This is a genomic window from Streptomyces glaucus (assembly GCF_039533365.1).
Classification (GTDB): domain Bacteria; phylum Actinomycetota; class Actinomycetes; order Streptomycetales; family Streptomycetaceae; genus Streptomyces; species Streptomyces glaucus.
Window position 1 is genome coordinate 159,353 of the sequence record NZ_BAAATK010000007.1, and the last position, 14,190, is coordinate 173,542.

Below are 14,190 nucleotides of genomic sequence, written 5' to 3' on the forward strand. Positions count from 1 at the left end.
CCTCACCGGTTCCCGGCGGGGGCGCCGGGGCCGGCGTCCTTCAGCAGCACGTCGGCGTCGAAGCAGGTGCGGGCGCCGGTGTGGCAGGCGGCGCCGACCTGGTCGACCTTGACCAGCACGGTGTCGGCGTCGCAGTCCAGGGCCACGGACTTCACCCACTGGACGTGGCCGGAGGTGTCGCCCTTGACCCAGTACTCCCGGCGGCTGCGCGACCAGTACGTGCAGCGGCCGGTGGTCAGGGTGCGGTGCAGCGCCTCGTCGTCCATCCAGCCGAGCATCAGCACCTCTCCGGTGTCGTACTGCTGGGCGATGGCGGGCAGGAGGCCGTCGGGGCTGCGCTTGAGGCGCGCGGCGATCTCCGGGTCGAGTGCGCCGGGCTGCCGTGGGGGCGTGCTGGTCATGCGTGCCATTGTGCCGCGCGCCACCGGCGGCGCCGGGCGGGTGTCCACTGTCCGGACCCGCCGCCCGGCCGTAGGCTGGCTCCATGTCGACCTTCGCCAAGCGTGAACGGCTTCTTCTCGCCGATCTGCTGGAGACCGCGGGTCCGCACGCCCCCACCCTGTGCGAGGGCTGGACCACCCGGGACCTGGCCGCGCACGTGGTGGTGCGCGAGCGCCGGCCGGACGCGGCCGGCGGCATCCTGGTCAAGCAGCTCGCGCCGCGCCTGGAGCGGGTGACGGCGGAGTTCACCGCGAAGCCGTACGAGGAGCTGGTCCAGCTGGTCCGCACCGGCCCGCCCCGCTTCTCGCCGTTCTCGCTGAAGCAGGTCGACGAGTTGTCGAACACGGTCGAGTTCTACGTCCACGCGGAGGACGTCCGCCGGGCGCAGGCCGGCTGGACGCCGCGCGAGCTCGACCCGGTCTTCCAGGACACCCTGTGGTCCCGGGTGGAGCGCAGCGCCCGCCTGTTGGGCCGCAACGCCCCGACGGGCCTGGTGCTGCGCCGCCCGGACGGCCGGACGGCGGTCGCCCGCCGCGGCACGCCGGTGGTCACGGCGACCGGTGAGCCGTCCGAGCTGCTGCTGCTCCTGTACGGCCGGCAGAGCGCGGCGCGGGTGGACCTGGACGGCGACCGGGACGCGATCGCGAAGCTGCACGGGGCGAAGCGGCTCGGCATCTGAGCGGCCGGCCCGCACCGGCGCGGCGGGCCCGCCCCGCATCGCCCTCCCGGCGGACGGCGTCCGGGCGGCGCACGAGCGGCCGCGGGACCGCGGCGCGCGCTTCGCCGGGAGCCGTGGGAGCGGGGCCCGTGAGCACGGCCGTGCCGGACGGCGCCGCGGGGAGTCCGGCGCAGCCGGTGGGTCAGCGGGGGAGTTCGGCGCGGCGCAGCGGGCGGACGCACAGGACGACGGCACCGCCGAGGCCGCAGACCGCCGCGCCGGCGGCGAAGACCGGCCCGGTGCCCCAGGCGCCGATCGCCGCCGCGGACAGCGGCATGCCGAGCGGGGCGACGCCGAGGCTGACCAGGCTGGTGACCGCCGTGGCGCGGCCCAGGCAGGCGACCTCGGTGTGGGTCTGGAGCAGGGCGCCGCACAGGGCGCCGCCGAGCCCGGCGAGCAGCCCGACGAGCACGGCCGTGGCGGTGGCCGCGGGGACGTCCGGGGCCTGGGCGAGGGCCGCGATGGCCACCGACCCGCCCAGGATCGTCCATCCCGCGAGGTGTCCGGCGCGCGGCAGGCGCCCCCGCACGGTCAGCAGCAGGGAGGCGGCGCCCGCGCCGGTGCCGAAGCCCGCGAGCACCCAGCCCATGCCGGCGGCGCCCCAGCCCCGTTCGTCGGCCAGCAGGGTCAGGCCCACGTTGAGCGGGCCGACGAAGCCGAGGTCGCCCAGGGCGACGGCCAGCGTCAGCGGCGCGAGGACGCGGTGCCGGCGGATGTGGCGCAGGCCGTCGCGCAGGTCCTCCCGGGCGGTCCGGCCGCCCGGCGCGCCCGCGGCGCCGTCGGGGGCCGCGTCGCGCACGCGGACGGCGACCAGCAGCGGCACGGACACGGCGATCAGCAGCCCCGCCAGCCCGAACGCGGCGGCCGTCCCGCCCAGGGCCACGCCGAGACCGCCGAGGGGCGCGCCCACCACCCCGGCGAGCCGGATGGCGAGCCCTCGCATGCCCTGGACCCGGGCGAGCTGGTCCCGGCCGGTCAGGCGCGCGGGCAGGGCGCCCACGGCCGGCAGGAACACCGCGTCGACGGTGCCGAAGATCACGGCGAGCACCACGAGCGGCCACAGCCCGGGATCGGTGGTCCACACCACCGCGGCCAGGGCGAGCACGGCGGCGCAGCGCACGGCGTCGCTGCCGATGACGATCCTGCGCGGCCCGAACCGGTCGGCTATCACTCCTCCGCCCAGCATGAGCAGGGCCCGCGGTACGGCGCTCGCCGTCATCACCAGCCCGGCCTGGGCCGGCGTTCCGGCGCGGACGGCCGCCCAGGACAGGGCGAGGTAGTGGATGTTGTCGCCGATCGCCGAGGCGGTGTAGGCGGTGAGCCAGCGCAGGACGTTGCCGTCGCGGTGGGCTGGTCTGCTGGCCCCGGGGGCCGGGGGGACGGCAGTCGCGGTCACGGGCGGGCGTCCTCTCAGGTGCGGAACGGGAATCCGTACAGGTGGACGGCGACGTTCTCGCGTTCCCGGGTGTCGCCCGCCTCCTCGGCGGCCCGCCCCCTGTCCTTGTACTTCCTGATCACGCCGTCCAGCTCGTCCCTCAGGTCCGCGAGTTCGGCGGCGGTCAGGCGCGTGAGGTACTCGGAGTCGAAGCCGGCCGAGCGCCAGGCGTCGCTCCATGATTCGGCCTCGTCGAGGTAGCGCCGGTAGAGCCCCGCCCGCTGCTCCAGGAGCGTGCGGGTGAGCGCGCCCTGGGCGGCGAGTTTCTCGGGGGCGTCCTTCATGTCCTCGTGCCGGACGGTGACGCCGTCCGAGGCGGGCCGCCACCAGCGCTCACGGCCGTCCGCGCGCTGCGGCTCGGCCTCCTCGATCAGGCCGTGCTCGGCGAGTTTGCGCAGGTGGTAGCTGACGAGCGAGACCGCCTCGTCGACCTGGTCGGCGAGCTGCGACGCGGTGGCGGTGCGGGCGATGTACAGCGCCCGGTACAGCCGTATCCGCAGCGGGTGGGCGAGCGCCTTCAGCGTGCCCGCGTCCGTGATCCGGTGGTCCTCCTGGTGTGCCATGCCGCCAGGCTAGACGCGAAAGAAAAATTGCGCAGTATATTTTGCGCAACTTTCCTTTCGCATCTGGACGGAACGAAGCCCCGGCCACCTCCGGGGTGACCGGGGCCAGCGGCTGGGCGCGGCGTCACCGCACCGGGTGTCCCGCCTCCCGCAGCGTCTCCTTCACCTGGCCGATCCGCAGGTCCCCGAAGTGGAAGACGGACGCCGCCAGCACCGCGTCCGCGCCCGCCGCGATCGCCGGCGGGAAGTCGGCCGGCTTGCCGGCGCCGCCGGAGGCGATGACCGGGACGGTGACGTGCTTGCGGACCGCCGCGATCATCTCCAGGTCGTAGCCGTCCTTGGTGCCGTCGGCGTCCATGGAGTTCAGCAGGATCTCCCCCGCGCCCAGCTCCGCGGCCCGGTGGGCCCACTCCACCGCGTCGATGCCGGTGCCGCGGCGCCCGCCGTGCGTGGTCACCTCGAAGGTCCCGGACCCGGTGCGGCGCGCGTCCACCGACAGCACCAGCACCTGACGGCCGAAGCGCTCGGCGATCTCCCGGATCAGGTCGGGGCGGGCGATCGCGGCGGTGTTCACGCCGACCTTGTCGGCGCCCGCCCGCAGCAGCCTGTCCACGTCCTCGGCGGTGCGGACGCCGCCGCCGACCGTCAGCGGGATGAACACCTGCTCGGCGGTGCGGCGCACCACGTCGTACGTCGTCTCGCGGTTGCCGGACGACGCGGTGATGTCCAGGAACGTCAGCTCGTCGGCGCCTTCGGCGTCGTACACCTTGGCCATCTCGACGGGGTCGCCCGCGTCGCGCAGGTTCTGGAAGTTGACGCCCTTGACGACCCGGCCGCCGTCCACGTCCAGGCAGGGGATGACTCGGACCGCCAGGGTCATGAATCCACGGCTCCTCACACATGCCGCCGGGGACGGCCGTCCCCGGCGGGAAGACTTCAGCCTCTGAAGGCTTCCAGTTCCACCGACACCAGCACGCGCGGGTCGACGAAGCCCTCCACCACCAGGAGGGTCGTCGCCGGGCGTACGGAGTCGAACAGTTCCTTGTGGGCCCGGCCCACCTCGTCGACGTCCCGCGGATGCGCCAGGTACACGCGCGTGCGGATCACGGACCCGATGCCGAGCCCGAACTCGCCGATCGCCTCGACCGCCGTGGTGAAGGCCACCTTGGCCTGCTCGTAGGGGTCGCCCTCCCCGTACAGCACGTCGCCCTTGAAGGCCGTCGTGCCCGCCACCAGGACGCGGTCGCCCGCCGCGACGGCACGTGCGAAACCGAAGGACTCCTCCCAGGGGCTTCCGCTCTGCACACGCCGCACGGCTTCGTTCATGACGACACAGCCTCCAAGGCCTCTTCCAGGGTGAACGCCTTCGCATAGAGCGCCTTCCCGACGATGGCCCCTTCGACACCGAGCGGGACGAGGCCGGCGATCGCGCGCAGGTCGTCCAGCGACGACACGCCGCCGGAGGCCACCACCGGGCGGTCGGTCGCCGCGCAGACGTTCTTCAGCAGTTCGAGGTTGGGGCCCTGCAGCGTGCCGTCCTTGGCGATGTCGGTGACGACGTAGCGGGCGCAGCCCTCCCGGTTGAGGCGCTCCAGCGTCTCGTACAGGTCCCCGCCGTCGCGGGTCCAGCCGCGGCCGCGCAGCGTGGTGCCCCGCACGTCGAGGCCGACGGCGATCTTGTCGCCGTGCTCGGCGATGACCTTGGCGACCCACTCGGGGGTCTCCAGGGCGGCCGTGCCGAGGTTGACGCGGGTGCAGCCGGTGGCCAGGGCGGCGGCGAGGGTGTCGTCGTCGCGGATGCCGCCGGACAGCTCCACCTTGATGTCCATCGCCCGGGTGACCTCGGCGATCAGCTCCCGGTTGTCCCCGGTGCCGAACGCGGCGTCCAGGTCGACCAGGTGCAGCCACTCGGCGCCCGACCGCTGCCAGGCCAGGGCGGCCTCCAGGGGGGAGCCGTAGGAGGTCTCCGTGCCGGACTCGCCGTGCACCAGGCGGACGGCCTGGCCGTCGCGGACGTCGACGGCGGGGAGGAGTTCGAGCTTGCTCACAGTGTTCCGATCCAGTTGGTGAGGAGCTGGGCTCCGGCGTCGCCGGACTTCTCGGGGTGGAACTGCGTGGCCCACAGGGCGCCGTTCTCCACGGCCGCGACGAACGGCTTGCCGTACGTGGACCAGGTGACCTTCGGGGCCGCCATCGTCGGGTTGTGCGTCTGGAGCCGCCAGTCGTGGACGGCGTAGGAGTGCACGAAGTAGAAGCGGGCGTCCGCGTCCAGTCCGGCGAACAGCTCCGAGCCGGCCGGCGCGTCCACGGTGTTCCAGCCCATGTGGGGCACGACCTCGGCCTCCAGCGGCTCCACCGCGCCGGGCCACTCGGCCAGGCCCTCGGTCTCGACGCCGTGCTCGATGCCGCGCGCGAAGAGGATCTGCATGCCGACGCAGATGCCCATCACGGGGCGGCCGCCGGACAGGCGGCGTTCGACGATCCAGTCGCCGCGCGCCTCCTTCAGCCCCTTCATGCAGGCGGCGAAGGCGCCGACGCCGGGCACCAGCAGGCCGTCGGCGTTCATGGCCCGGTCGTAGTCGCGGGTGATCTCGACGTCGGCCCCGGTGCGCGCGAGGGCGCGCTCGGCGGAGCGGACGTTGCCGAAGCCGTAGTCGAAGACCACGACCTTCTTGGCGGCGCTCATCAGTTCCACACCTCCAGCCGCATGACGCCTGCGAGCAGGCACATCGCGGCGCCGATCGAGAGCAGCACGACGAGGCTCTTCGGCATCTGCTGCTTGACGAAGGAGATGATCCCGCCGACCAGGAAGAGGCCGACGACGATCAGGACGGTCGACAGTCCGTTCATGGTCCTACAGCGCGCCCTTCGTGGACGGGAGGATCCCGGCCGCGCGCGGGTCCCGCTCGGACGCGTACCGCAGCGCCCGGGCGAGGGCCTTGAACTGGCACTCCACGATGTGGTGCGCGTTGCGCCCGTAAGGCACGTGCACGTGCAGCGCGACCTGGGCCTGCGCGACGAAGGACTCCAGGATGTGCCGGGTCATGGTGGTGTCGTACTCGCCGATCATCGGCGCCATGTTCTCGGGCTCGGTGTGCACGAGGTAGGGGCGGCCGGAGAGGTCGACGGTGACCTGGGCGAGGGACTCGTCCAGCGGGACCGTGCAGTTGCCGAAGCGGTAGATGCCCACCTTGTCGCCGAGGGCCTGCCGGAAGGCGGCGCCGAGGGCGAGGGCGGTGTCCTCGATGGTGTGGTGCGAGTCGATGTGCAGGTCGCCGTCGGTCTTCACGGTCAGGTCGAACAGGCCGTGCCGGCCGAGCTGGTCGAGCATGTGGTCGTAGAAGCCGACGCCCGTGGCGATGTCGGTCCTGCCGGTGCCGTCGAGGTCGATCTCGACCAGGACCGAGGTCTCCTTGGTGGTGCGCTCCACGCGTCCAACGCGGCTCATGTGCTCTGCTCCTTCTTCAACTCACGGACCGCGTCGAGGAACGCGTCGTTCTCGGCCGGCGTCCCGGCGGTGACCCGCAGCCATCCCGGTACCCCGTTGTCCCGGACCAGGACGCCCCGGTCGAGGATCCTCCGCCAGGCGGCGTGCGCGTCCTCGAACCGGCCGAACTGCACGAAGTTCGCGTCGGACTCGGTCACCTCGTAGCCGATCGCGCGCAGCTCGGCGACCAGCCGGTCCCGCTCGGCCTTCAGCTGTTCGACGTAACCGAGCAGCGTGTCGGTGTGTTCCAGCGCGGCCAGCGCGGTCGCCTGCGTCACGGCCGACAGGTGGTACGGCAGCCGGACGAGCTGGACGGCGTCCACGACCGCCGGGTGCGCGGCGAGGTAGCCCAGGCGCAGGCCCGCCGCGCCGAACGCCTTCGACATCGTGCGGGAGACGACGAGGTGCGGGCGTCCGGCCAGCAGCGGCAGCAGCGAGTCGCCGTGGCTGAACTCGATGTACGCCTCGTCCACGATCACCATGGACGGCTTGGCCGCCTGCGCGGCCTCGTACAGGGCGAGGACCGTCCCGGCCGGGACCGCGTTGCCGGTGGGGTTGTTGGGGGTGGTGACGAAGACGACGTCGGGGCGGTGCTCGGCGATCGCCCGCTCGGCGGCGGCGAGGTCGATGGTGAAGTCCTCGCCCCGCGGCCCGGAGATCCAGCCGGTGCCCGTGCCGCGCGCGATCAGGGCGTGCATCGAGTACGACGGCTCGAAGCCGAGCGCGGTGCGGCCCGGCCCGCCGAAGGTCTGCAGCAGCTGCTGGATGACCTCGTTGGAGCCGTTGGCGGCCCAGACGTTCTCGACGCCGACGGCGTGCCCGGAGGTCTTCGTCAGGTACTCGGCCAGCCGGGTGCGCAGCTCGACCGCGTCCCGGTCCGGGTAGCGGTTGAGGCCGCGGGCGGCCTCGCGCACCCGCTCGGCGATCCGTTCGACCAGCGGCTCGGGCAGCGGATAGGGGTTCTCGTTGGTGTTCAGCCGTACGGGGACGTCCAGCTGGGGCGCGCCGTAGGGGGACTTGCCGCGCAGCTCGTCCCGTACGGGGAGGTCGTCGATTCCGAACGTCACTTGCTCTGCGGCACCTTCCAGTCGAACCGGGCCTTGATCGCCGCGCCGTGCGCGGGCAGGTCCTCCGCCTCCGCCAGCGTCACCACGTGGTGCGCGACCTCGGCGAGGGCGTCCTTGGTGTAGTCGACGACGTGGATGCCGCGCAGGAAGGACTGGACGGACAGGCCCGAGGAGTGGCAGGCGCAGCCGCCGGTGGGCAGGACGTGGTTGGAGCCGGCCGCGTAGTCGCCCAGCGACACGGGCGCCCAGGGGCCGACGAAGATCGCGCCGGCGTTCCTGACCCGGTCGGCGACCGCGGCGGCGTCGGCGGTCTGGATCTCCAGGTGCTCCGCGCCGTACGCGTCGACCACGCGCAGGCCCTCGTCGACGCCGTCGACCAGCACGATCGCGGACTGCTGCCCGGACAGCGCCGGACGGATCCGGTCCTCGACGTGCTTGCTGGCGGCCACCTGCGGCTCCAGCTCCTTCTCCACCGCGTCCGCGAGCTCCGCGGAGTCGGTGACCAGGACGGCCGCCGCGAGCGGGTCGTGCTCGGCCTGGCTGATCAGGTCGGAGGCGATGTGCACCGGGTCGGCGGTGGAGTCCGCGAGGATCGCGATCTCGGTCGGGCCGGCCTCGGCGTCGATGCCGATCCTGCCGGTGAAGTAGCGCTTGGCGGCGGCGACCCAGATGTTGCCGGGGCCGGTGACCATGTTGGCGGGCGGGCAGGACTCGGTGCCGTACGCGAACATCGCGACGGCGGTGGCGCCGCCGGCCGCGTACACCTCGTCGACGCCGAGCAGCGCGCAGGCGGCGAGGATCGTCGGGTGCGGCAGGCCGCCGAACTCGGCCTGGGCCGGGGAGGCGAGCGCGATCGACTCCACCCCGGCCTCCTGCGCCGGGACGGCGTTCATGACGACGGAGGACGGATACACCGACCGGCCGCCGGGCGCGTACAGCCCGACCCGCTCGACCGGCACCCACTTCTCGGTGACCGAGCCGCCGGGCACCACCTGGGTGGTGTGGGTGGAGCGGCGCTGGGCGCGGTGGACGAGGCGGGCGCGGCGGATGGACTCCTCCAGGGCCGCGCGCACGGCCGGGTCGAGTTCCTCCAGGGCGCGGGTGAGGGCCGCGGCCGGGACCCGCACCTGGTCGAGCCGCACGCCGTCGAACTTCTCGGCGAAGTCGATCAACGCCGCGTCGCCCCGATGATGCACGGCCTCGCAGATGGGACGCACCTTCTCCAGGGCGGCCTGAACGTCGAAGTCGGCTCGGGGCAGCAGGTCGCGCAGGGCGGGGCCCTCGGGAAGGGCGTCGCCGCGCAGATCGATTCGGGAGATCACGGAACCAATTCTCTCAGACCCGCGTCGCGGCCCGTTCGCGCGTATCAGTGACTGATACGCGTCCCTCGCGGACCGACGGCCGGAACGGCCCCGCACGGAACCCGGAAGATCTTCTTCACGTCTTGTGTTCGAGGCGTCACCCACCGGGCATGAACGGCTGTACGAAAGCGGTGGGAGGCGAGATCCGTGAGAAGCCCGAGGACCGGGGAGGCGGAGAGAGACGTGAGCGAGGGGGCCGGCCTGCGCGCCGGGGATCCGCCGGAGAGCCTGACCGCCGCGGAGGCCGGCATGTGGCAGGCCTTCCGCAACGGCAGCGTGTACGACCTGAGCAGCGGGGACACGGTGGTGGACGACCCGCACGGCCTGCACCCCTGGGGCCCCGAGCGCACCGTGCGGGCCCGGGTCGTCTGCTGGCTGCTGCTGGACGGCCCGCCCGCGCTGGCCGGCCGGGTGCCCTCGCTGAAGCTCGTCGGCGTGCAGGTCAGCGGCACGGTCGATCTCGCGGGCGGCACGGTGGAGCCGTACGTCGAGCTGCGGGGCTGCCGGTTCGAGCGGGAGGTCCTGCTGCCGGAGACCCGGTTCACCACCGTACGGCTGGTGGACTGCTCGATACCGCGGCTGGAGGCGGCCCGGCTGCACACCGAGGGCGATCTGCACCTGCCGCGCTCCCGCTTCCACCGGGGCATCCGGCTCACCGACGCGCAGATCGGCACCGACCTGCTGCTCAACCAGGCGGTCGTGCACCCGGACCACAGCGGCCGGTCGATCGCCGGGGACGGCATGACGGTCGGGCAGGACCTGCAGGCCGAGATGCTGGAGTCGCACGGCGAGCTGAGCCTGCGCGGCGCCCAGATCGGCGTCTCGCTGAGCCTGCGCGGCGCCCGGCTGGCCAACCCGTCCGCGCGGCTCGCGCTGAACGCCCCCCAGCTGACCGTCGAGCGCACGCTGTACCTGACCCCGGCGGGCGTCGGCGCCCACGCGATGAGCGGGATGACCCCGGCGCGCGGGACACGCGTCCAGCGGTTCGACTGCCGGGGCGGGATCCGGCTGGACGACGGGCGGTTCGGGGACGCCGTCGACCTCGAGGACGCCCGGTTCACCCTCACGGACGACCAGGAGCTGTCGCTGCGCCGGGTGCAGACGCCGGAGTTACGGTTCCTCGGGGAGCATCCGGCGCGCGGCCGGGTGGTGCTGTCGGGGGCGCGGATCGTCAACCTGATGGACCGGGCGGACAGCTGGCCGGGCCCGGGCCGGCTGCACATGGGCGGCTTCTCCTACGAGAACCTGGTGCCGCGCGGCCCGTTCCCGCTGGCCGAGCGGCTGGAGTGGGTGGCCGCGGCGACCGCCGAGTACAACCCGGAGCCCTACGAGCGCCTCGCCACCGTGCTGCGGGCGGGCGGCGAGGACGAGGACGCCCGCGAGGTGCTGCTCGCCAAGCAGCGCCGCCGCCGCGAGAGCCTGCCGCTCGCCGCCAAGCTGTGGGGGTACGCGCAGGACTGGACGGTCGCCTACGGGTACCGGCCGGGCCGGGCCGCCGTGTGGATGGCGGTGCTGTGGGCGGCGGGGTCGGTGGCCTTCGCGTACGCCGCTCCCCCGCCGCTGAAGCGGGGCGAGCACCCGGCGTGGGACCCCGCCCTGTTCGCCCTGGACCTGCTGCTTCCGCTCATCGACCTCGGCCAGGTGGGCTTCTGGCGGCTGAGCGGCGGCTGGCAGTGGCTGGCGACGGCGATGATCCTGCTGGGCTGGGTCCTGGCCACGGCGGTGGCGGCGGGGGCGACGCGGCTGCTGCGGCGGGGGTAGGGCCCTGGCGCGAGCGGCCGGACGCGGGCGGGCCGCGGGGGCGGGCGGTGCGGGAGCGGGGCGGCGGCGCCGCGCGCGGCCCGGGACGCCGCCGTCGCAAATGTTGTTGAACACTCACGTTTTTGCCGTTCCTTGACCACTCGGCGTACAACTTTCCGCAATTTGCCCGCACGCTCTGGCGCCGCCACCGGCCGCGGTCCTTCAATGGTCGGCACCATGGCTCTGCTCCGCCCGTTCATCCGGACGCCCCGGATGCCCAGAACCCCCTCCCGTCCCGCCCCCGGGCCGTGCGCCGACGACGAGGTGCTCCTCGACGCGCCCGACGCCCGGCTGGGCCCGGCGCTGGTGGCCGCCGCGCAGGACGACCACGGCCCGGCCGCCGGGCTGCTGTCCGGCACCCGCGCGGCGGCCGAGTGGGAGCGCCGCGACCGGTACGTGACCCGGCTGGCCGCCTTCGCGCACGCGCGCCCCCAGTGGTGCGAGGACTGGCTCGCCGCCGCCCCGCGCGATCCCGACGCCCTGCTGGTCGGGGCCCAGCTGGCCGTGGACCGCGCCTGGCGGTCGCCCGCCCGGGCCGAACTGCTGCGCGAGGTGAGCCCGCTGATCACGGCCGCCGCGAAGGCCGACGACCGCGATCCGGTGCCGTGGCGGCTCGCGCTGGACCACGCGCGCGGGGCGCGTGCCGGGCACACGTACTTCGGGGAGCTGTGGGCGGCGGCGGTGCGCCGGGCCCCGCACCACTACGGCTGCCACGTGGCGGCGCTGCGGTACCTGGCCGAGTCCTGGCACGGTTCGCACCGCGAGTGCTTCGACTTCGCCGACCGCGCCGCGCAGGACGCGCCGGCCGACGCGCTCGTCCAGGCGCTGCCGCTGCGGGCGGCGTTCGGCTACCTCACCGACGGGTGCGGTCCCGGGGTGCCGCGCGCGCGGCTGGACGCGGCGGCCGACCGGGCGATCGCGCTGTCCGCCCGGCTGGTGCCGGCCGACCCCTGGCCGGCCCGGATGCGGAACCTGCTGATCTTCGTCCTGGTGCGCCTGGAGCGCTGGTCGGACGCCTCCGAGCAGCTGCGGCTGACCGGCCCGTACGCCACCTCCTTCCCCTGGGACCGGGCCGCGGAGGACCCGCTCGGGCACTTCCTCCAGGTGCGCGCCGAGGTCCGGGCGGCGGCGCCCGGGCAGCGGTCACGGCAGCCGCTGCCCGGGCTCGGCGGACACGCCCGCCCCGGCGACCATTAGGCTTCGCGTCGTGACCACCGTCCGGCTCCCCCTCTTCCCCCTGAACTCGGTGCTGTTCCCGGGGCTGGTGCTTCCGCTCAACGTCTTCGAGGAGCGCTACCGCGCCATGATGCGCGAGCTGCTGAAATCCCCCGAGGACGAGCCGCGCCGGTTCGCCGTCGTCGCGATCCGCGACGGCCACGAGGTGGCGCCGAGCGCCCCCGGCATGCCCGATCCGACGGCCCTGCCCGAACGGGGCCCCGCCGCCGGGTTCGGCCCCGACCCGGCCGGGGCGTTCCACAAGGTGGGCTGTGTGGCGGACGCGGCGACGATCCGGGAGCGGGCCGACGGCACCTTCGAGGTGCTGGCGACCGGGACGACCCGGGTGCGGCTGCTGTCGGTGGACGCCTCGGGCCCGTTCCTGACCGCCGAACTGGAACCGCTCGCCGAGACGCCCGGCGACGAGGCCGCGGCGCTGGCCGAGGGGACGCTGCGGGCCTTCCGGCAGTACCAGAAGCGGCTGGCGGGCGCGCGGGAGCGGTCGCTGGCGGCCGGCGCCGACCTGCCGGACGAGCCGGGCGTGGTCTCCTACCTGGTGGCCGCCGCGATGATGCTCGACACCCCGACCAAGCAGCGGCTGCTCCAGGCCCCGGACACCGCGTCCCGGCTGCGCGACGAGCTGAAACTCCTTCGCTCGGAGACGGCCATCCTCCGTACGCTGCCGTCGTTGCCGGCGTCGGACCTGACGCGCGGCCCGACAAGTCTGAACTGACGCACGAAACTGGCGAGGTGCCGGCCGGAGATGGCGAAGAAGGCCAAGAAGCAGCAGTCGGGTGGGACCCCGGCGACCGTGGCCCTGGCGGCCGCGGGCATCACGTACACGATCCACTCCTACGACCACGACCCGTCCCACCCGTCCTACGGCGAGGAGGCGGCCGAGGCGATGGGCGTCTCGCCGGACCGGGTCTTCAAGACGCTGGTCGCGGACGTGGACGGCGCCCTGACGGTCGCGGTGGTCCCGGTGGCGGGCCAGCTGGACCTGAAGGCGCTGGCGTCGGCGGCCGGCGGCAAGCGCGCCACGATGGCCGACCCGGCGCTCGCGGAACGCACCACCGGCTACGTCCGCGGCGGCATCTCCCCGCTGGGCCAGCGCAAGAGGCTCCCGACGATCCTGGACGCCTCCGCCGCCCGCCACGACACGATCTGCGTCTCGGCCGGGCGCCGCGGCCTGGAGGTCGAGCTGTCGCCCGGCGACCTGGCGCGGCTGACGGACGCGGTCCTCGCCCCCATCGGACGCGCGTGACCCACTGCCGGGCACGCCCCTGCCCGGCCACCCGGCCGGGGCGCATGCGCGGCCGGCCGGCGCACGCGGCGGGTCCGCGGCCGCCGGCCGGCGCGCGGCCGCGGTGCGCGGACCCGCTCGGGGCGCCTACGCCGCCGGGGGTTTCCCGTACGGCTGCTGCCGCGCCTCGTGCGGCTGCGGGTACGGATCCGGGTCCCGCGGCCCGAACAGCGCCGTCAGCCCGAGGTGGACGACCAGCGCCGCCAGCGGCCACGCCAGCAGCGCGCCCTTCGCCCCGAGCCTCAGCGGCGCCGGGAACGTCACGCCCTTGCCCACGGCCTTCGCGTGGGCGATCACGTCCTGGGCGGGCCCGAGCCACACCCCCACGCGCCACGCCAGCAGCGACCCGAGCAGCCCTCCGACGCCCAGCGCCACCACCAGCGGCACGCCCCCGCGCCGCCGCAGCAGGAAGACGGCGACGGCGCTCACCAGCCCGAAGGCCAGCGCCAGCAGCGTGAACGTGCCGTCCACGCCGACCGCCTGCTCGCCCTCGGTGTCCTTGAGGTAGACCACCCAGCTCCGGCCGGTCACGTCACCGACCAGCGGCACGCTCGGCGCCAGCCGCCACCACAGCACCCCGAGCAGCGCCCCGGTGAGCGCCACCGCCGCCGCGGCCACGGCGGCCTCGCGCACTTCGGTCCTCGTCCCGGGGCCGTCCTGTCCGTACGCGTCCGACGGCGTGCCGCCGCCGGCGGGCGGCGGCACCTGCCGTGCCCGGGGCGCCTGGGAGGCGGAGTGGTCGTGCGGGGGCGGAGGCGGAGTCAGAGGTGCGGTCACCCTGCCATCGTGCCAGGCCCGCC

At 74.5% G+C, this 14,190-nt stretch carries 17 protein-coding genes; 5 read left to right on the forward strand and 12 right to left on the reverse strand.

Annotated features, from left to right (window positions below; all coding sequences use genetic code 11):
- Positions 1-2 precede the first annotated feature (2 nt).
- The gene (gene hisI / locus ABD363_RS07950) at positions 3-401 is read right to left on the reverse strand and encodes a phosphoribosyl-AMP cyclohydrolase (protein WP_344601061.1); all 399 of its coding nucleotides are present in this window, start codon (positions 399-401) and stop codon (positions 3-5) included.
- 83 nt (positions 402-484) lie between these two features.
- On the opposite strand from hisI, the gene ABD363_RS07955 reads away from it, so the two are divergent.
- Positions 485-1,120, forward strand: coding sequence for a TIGR03085 family metal-binding protein (locus ABD363_RS07955; RefSeq protein ID WP_344601063.1), 636 nt, complete (start codon positions 485-487; stop codon positions 1,118-1,120).
- Between the two features lie 181 nt (positions 1,121-1,301).
- Here the strand turns inward: ABD363_RS07955 and ABD363_RS07960 are convergent, their stop codons facing one another.
- From ABD363_RS07960 to hisD, 10 genes are all read right to left on the reverse strand, one after another.
- On the reverse strand, positions 1,302-2,555 hold the full coding sequence (locus ABD363_RS07960; RefSeq protein WP_344601065.1) for an MFS transporter: 1,254 nt from the start codon (positions 2,553-2,555) through the stop codon (positions 1,302-1,304).
- 14 nt (positions 2,556-2,569) lie between these two features.
- Positions 2,570-3,157, reverse strand: coding sequence for an ArsR/SmtB family transcription factor (locus ABD363_RS07965; RefSeq protein WP_344601067.1), 588 nt, complete (start codon positions 3,155-3,157; stop codon positions 2,570-2,572).
- 124 nt (positions 3,158-3,281) lie between these two features.
- Positions 3,282-4,037, reverse strand: a complete 756-nt coding sequence (gene hisF, locus ABD363_RS07970; protein WP_344601069.1) for an imidazole glycerol phosphate synthase subunit HisF — start codon at positions 4,035-4,037, stop codon at positions 3,282-3,284.
- Positions 4,038-4,093: 56 nt separating this feature from the next.
- On the reverse strand, positions 4,094-4,483 hold the full coding sequence (locus tag ABD363_RS07975; RefSeq protein WP_344601071.1) for a RidA family protein: 390 nt from the start codon (positions 4,481-4,483) through the stop codon (positions 4,094-4,096).
- Positions 4,480-5,205, reverse strand: coding sequence for a bifunctional 1-(5-phosphoribosyl)-5-((5-phosphoribosylamino)methylideneamino)imidazole-4-carboxamide isomerase/phosphoribosylanthranilate isomerase PriA (gene priA / locus ABD363_RS07980; RefSeq protein WP_344601073.1), 726 nt, complete (start codon positions 5,203-5,205; stop codon positions 4,480-4,482). The genes ABD363_RS07975 and priA overlap by 4 nt, the downstream gene beginning before the upstream one ends.
- Positions 5,202-5,843 (reverse strand): imidazole glycerol phosphate synthase subunit HisH, encoded by a 642-nt coding sequence (gene hisH, locus ABD363_RS07985; RefSeq protein ID WP_344601075.1) that lies wholly within the window; start codon positions 5,841-5,843, stop codon positions 5,202-5,204. The genes priA and hisH overlap by 4 nt, the downstream gene beginning before the upstream one ends.
- A complete protein-coding gene (locus ABD363_RS07990) occupies positions 5,843-6,007 on the reverse strand; it encodes a hypothetical protein (protein WP_344601077.1) in 165 nt (54 codons plus the stop codon). The genes hisH and ABD363_RS07990 overlap by 1 nt, the downstream gene beginning before the upstream one ends.
- Positions 6,008-6,011: 4 nt before the next feature.
- Complete coding sequence (hisB, locus tag ABD363_RS07995) at positions 6,012-6,605, reverse strand: imidazoleglycerol-phosphate dehydratase HisB (protein WP_143636382.1); 594 nt, start codon at positions 6,603-6,605, stop codon at positions 6,012-6,014.
- The gene (locus tag ABD363_RS08000; RefSeq protein WP_344601080.1) at positions 6,602-7,711 is read right to left on the reverse strand and encodes a histidinol-phosphate transaminase; all 1,110 of its coding nucleotides are present in this window, start codon (positions 7,709-7,711) and stop codon (positions 6,602-6,604) included. Before ABD363_RS08000 ends, hisB begins: the two co-directional genes overlap by 4 nt.
- The gene (gene hisD / locus ABD363_RS08005) at positions 7,708-9,033 is read right to left on the reverse strand and encodes a histidinol dehydrogenase (protein WP_344601082.1); all 1,326 of its coding nucleotides are present in this window, start codon (positions 9,031-9,033) and stop codon (positions 7,708-7,710) included. The genes ABD363_RS08000 and hisD overlap by 4 nt, the downstream gene beginning before the upstream one ends.
- A 222-nt stretch (positions 9,034-9,255) precedes the next feature.
- Between hisD and ABD363_RS08010 the strand changes: the two genes are divergently transcribed.
- The 4 genes from ABD363_RS08010 to ybaK all read left to right on the forward strand — a co-directional run bounded on the left by ABD363_RS08010 (position 9,256) and on the right by ybaK (position 13,351).
- Complete coding sequence (locus tag ABD363_RS08010) at positions 9,256-10,833, forward strand: oxidoreductase (protein WP_344601083.1); 1,578 nt, start codon at positions 9,256-9,258, stop codon at positions 10,831-10,833.
- Positions 10,834-11,037: 204 nt separating this feature from the next.
- The gene (locus ABD363_RS08015; protein ID WP_344601085.1) at positions 11,038-12,069 is read left to right on the forward strand and encodes a hypothetical protein; all 1,032 of its coding nucleotides are present in this window, start codon (positions 11,038-11,040) and stop codon (positions 12,067-12,069) included.
- 10 nt (positions 12,070-12,079) lie between these two features.
- A complete protein-coding gene (locus tag ABD363_RS08020; protein WP_344601086.1) occupies positions 12,080-12,820 on the forward strand; it encodes an LON peptidase substrate-binding domain-containing protein in 741 nt (246 codons plus the stop codon).
- A gap of 30 nt (positions 12,821-12,850) precedes the next feature.
- A complete protein-coding gene (gene ybaK / locus ABD363_RS08025; protein ID WP_344601088.1) occupies positions 12,851-13,351 on the forward strand; it encodes a Cys-tRNA(Pro) deacylase in 501 nt (166 codons plus the stop codon).
- Positions 13,352-13,477: 126 nt separating this feature from the next.
- On the opposite strand, the gene ABD363_RS08030 is transcribed toward ybaK, so the two are convergent.
- Positions 13,478-14,167, reverse strand: coding sequence for an AAA family ATPase (locus ABD363_RS08030; RefSeq protein ID WP_344601090.1), 690 nt, complete (start codon positions 14,165-14,167; stop codon positions 13,478-13,480).
- Between the last annotated feature and the right edge of the window lie 23 nt (positions 14,168-14,190).

Excerpts from the sequence above, each read along its gene's own strand:
- hisI (WP_344601061.1), bottom strand. The coding sequence starts at position 401 with ATGACCAGCACGCCCCCACGGCAGCCCGGCGCACTCGACCCGGAGATC.
- ABD363_RS07955 (WP_344601063.1), top strand. The coding sequence starts at position 485 with ATGTCGACCTTCGCCAAGCGTGAACGGCTTCTTCTCGCCGATCTGCTG.
- ABD363_RS07965 (WP_344601067.1), bottom strand. The coding sequence starts at position 3,157 with ATGGCACACCAGGAGGACCACCGGATCACGGACGCGGGCACGCTGAAG.
- hisF (WP_344601069.1), bottom strand. The coding sequence starts at position 4,037 with ATGACCCTGGCGGTCCGAGTCATCCCCTGCCTGGACGTGGACGGCGGC.
- ABD363_RS07975 (WP_344601071.1), bottom strand. The coding sequence starts at position 4,483 with ATGAACGAAGCCGTGCGGCGTGTGCAGAGCGGAAGCCCCTGGGAGGAG.
- hisH (WP_344601075.1), bottom strand. The coding sequence starts at position 5,843 with ATGAGCGCCGCCAAGAAGGTCGTGGTCTTCGACTACGGCTTCGGCAAC.
- ABD363_RS07990 (WP_344601077.1), bottom strand. The coding sequence starts at position 6,007 with ATGAACGGACTGTCGACCGTCCTGATCGTCGTCGGCCTCTTCCTGGTC.
- hisB (WP_143636382.1), bottom strand. The coding sequence starts at position 6,605 with ATGAGCCGCGTTGGACGCGTGGAGCGCACCACCAAGGAGACCTCGGTC.
- ABD363_RS08015 (WP_344601085.1), top strand. The coding sequence starts at position 11,038 with ATGGTCGGCACCATGGCTCTGCTCCGCCCGTTCATCCGGACGCCCCGG.
- ybaK (WP_344601088.1), top strand. The coding sequence starts at position 12,851 with ATGGCGAAGAAGGCCAAGAAGCAGCAGTCGGGTGGGACCCCGGCGACC.